Origin of the sequence: Corynebacterium mastitidis DSM 44356, from assembly GCF_000375365.1 — a bacterium.
GTDB lineage: Bacteria > Actinomycetota > Actinomycetes > Mycobacteriales > Mycobacteriaceae > Corynebacterium > Corynebacterium mastitidis.
Genome location: NZ_AQXB01000027.1, coordinates 1 through 2204, shown reverse-complemented (window position 1 = coordinate 2204; position 2204 = coordinate 1). Strand labels below are relative to the sequence as shown.

The window sequence follows — 2204 nt, the reverse complement described above, 5'->3', positions numbered from 1 at the left end:
GTGAGTCTAGTTATGCGCAGAAGTGAGTCTAGTTATGCGCAGAAGTGAGTCTAGTTATGCGCAGCCGGTTTTTGCGTGAGTCTAGTTATGCGCAGTCTGACCGGCGGAAATGTCGAAACACCCCATTTTGTTATCTGCATCACTAAAAAAGTGAGTCTAGTTATGCGCAACCTGGCCCGTGAGTCTAGTTATGCGCAGTCTGAACAGCGGAAATGCGAAAATCGCCGGGCGTGATAGCCTGTGGATAACTTCATATGCACAGTCGTGCAACTTTTTGAGGTTGGATGATCGGACACCGCGCGGTGTCGTTTTTCGACCGCGTGAGTGGAGTTCGGCGCATGGTGTCAGGCGGTGGTAGCTCTGCGCACCCCTGAGCCAGAACGGGAACAGATGCTCTCGATGAGCTTCTGTGGGCATAGCTCAAGACCCCACCACGGCAGTGCGTGATGGGGTCTTGAGCAAATAGCACGGATGTGGTGTGGAGGCTTAGGGCGATGTCCTCGGTGTGATTGACGGGGTACCCGGCGGGAGGGTCATCCCCTCTGGCGAGTAGGACAGATCAGCCCCGGGCCATATCTGATTCACCTCATCGATGGCTTCGCAGAACCTCTTTTTGAAGTCCAACTTTCCGCGTGAGGTTGTTGGCGTGTTCGGCCCGAACTGTGCCTGCACCTGATCCCAGTCAAGGGTGAGAGGTTGCTTTAGCCAATACTTCCGGGTGGTCGCCCAGATAAACAGATCCATCGCCCTAGGCTTCGACAAGGACTTCAACATCCCCAGATCAATCGGGATAGGGTGCTTAAGGATTTCCCGATAAAAATCAGTCGTAAGCTCAAGATACGAGCCCTGCAAACTGAGCTGGTCTGCGTCTTTGGTGAACCACAGATCCGCGTGGTTGATCATGTTGACGTTGGTGAAGGAGTCCCGCTGCTTGTTCTTCTCAACAGTGACCTTGCGCACCGTAATCGAGCTGGACACCAGGCGCCCAAGCTGCTCACGAAGATTCCGAATGCTGCCTGTAGAACCACCGGAGGCTCGTGACGTGAGCCCCATGCGCTCCATGAACTCATTCATCGACTTACCCAACGGGATACGCCTGGCTTCCTCCTCGGGGAGGTCCTTGCGCCGCACTGCCTCGGTGATGATGTAGGCCATGATCAGCCGTGGATACTTGCCATACGGAATCCCATCAGGCGAATACACCGTGATCCTGGTGTTGCCCTGATGAACAACGAGCTCCTTGCTTTGTCCATCGGTCGGCTTCTTATACGGGAAAAGAGTCTGAACCAGCACACGGGTAGTGTACCCAACCTCGACCTCCGAGGTCAGGGCACCAGAATCGGCCGACTTGCATACGGTGCGAGAACGAGTAGTATTCATATCACATTCCTTATATTTCTCTGCCCCCGCGATGCTCCAACATCGTGGGGGTTTTTATTTTCCGACTCACCTTATCAAGCAGCCCCGCCGAAAGCCGCGCACCACCCGGCGTAGCAGCACCATACTCGGCCAAAACCCGCGTCGTAGACACCGCCCGAGCAAACACCTTCCGATCCACCCTCAGGATCTCTGCGACCATCACCTGCTGATCTACAGACAGCCCCACCCCCGAGCAGAAGAACCCCTCCATCACACTACGAGGCACCAACACCGACTCTGCTAGGTCCTCCGCCTGGAAACCGCGCTCATAAGCCAGCGACCACACCGAGGACCCCACCGTCTGGTGATACAGCATCACGAAGTATTCAAACACCATCTGAATGTCCGCCTCCGTGGCGGGATAGCCAAAGTGCTGCGGATAGTGCTCCTGAAGCGCCCACAGCCACACACGCACCCGCTCCATCGTCATCGGCTCCGCAGTCGCCGCCACCTTCTCGCACAGCGCGGGATCCCCCACATCTCGGGACAACGCTGTACTCAGGCTACGCAAGCTCAGATGCTCACCCGACTCCAACTGATCGTAGACACAAACAAGCAGGTTAACTCGATTTCTCTGCATACATCCCTCCTGGTAGGTTCCTGCCGATTTTTACACACATCTAGATATAGTGCAAGATTTTCTGCATAGATATTAAAGTTGCATGAGTTTAACTGCTTTTCTTGGTGCCGTACACTCCAGACCGGGATCATGAGGGCTAGGCCCCTCCAGGTTAAAAACAAGAAGGCGTATATCTATGGTGAGTGATAAATGGGCGGAGTTTGTC

General features: G+C 54.8%; 2 protein-coding genes. Both read right to left on the bottom strand.

What is annotated here, in order from left to right; translation table 11 throughout:
- Nucleotides 1-486: 486 nt before the first annotated feature.
- Entirely contained in the window at nucleotides 487-1380 is an 894-nt protein-coding gene (locus tag B140_RS12775; protein WP_018119467.1) for a replication protein RepA, read from the bottom strand.
- 10 nt (nucleotides 1381-1390) lie between these two features.
- Nucleotides 1391-1999 (bottom strand): hypothetical protein, encoded by a 609-nt coding sequence (locus tag B140_RS0111330; RefSeq protein ID WP_018119466.1) that lies wholly within the window; start codon nucleotides 1997-1999, stop codon nucleotides 1391-1393.
- Nucleotides 2000-2204: the final 205 nt, after the last annotated feature.

What these genes read in the sequence shown, in the direction of transcription:
- B140_RS12775 (WP_018119467.1), bottom strand. Translation starts at nt 1,380, where the DNA reads ATGAATACTACTCGTTCTCGCACCGTATGCAAGTCGGCCGATTCTGGT.
- B140_RS0111330 (WP_018119466.1), bottom strand. Translation starts at nt 1,999, where the DNA reads ATGCAGAGAAATCGAGTTAACCTGCTTGTTTGTGTCTACGATCAGTTG.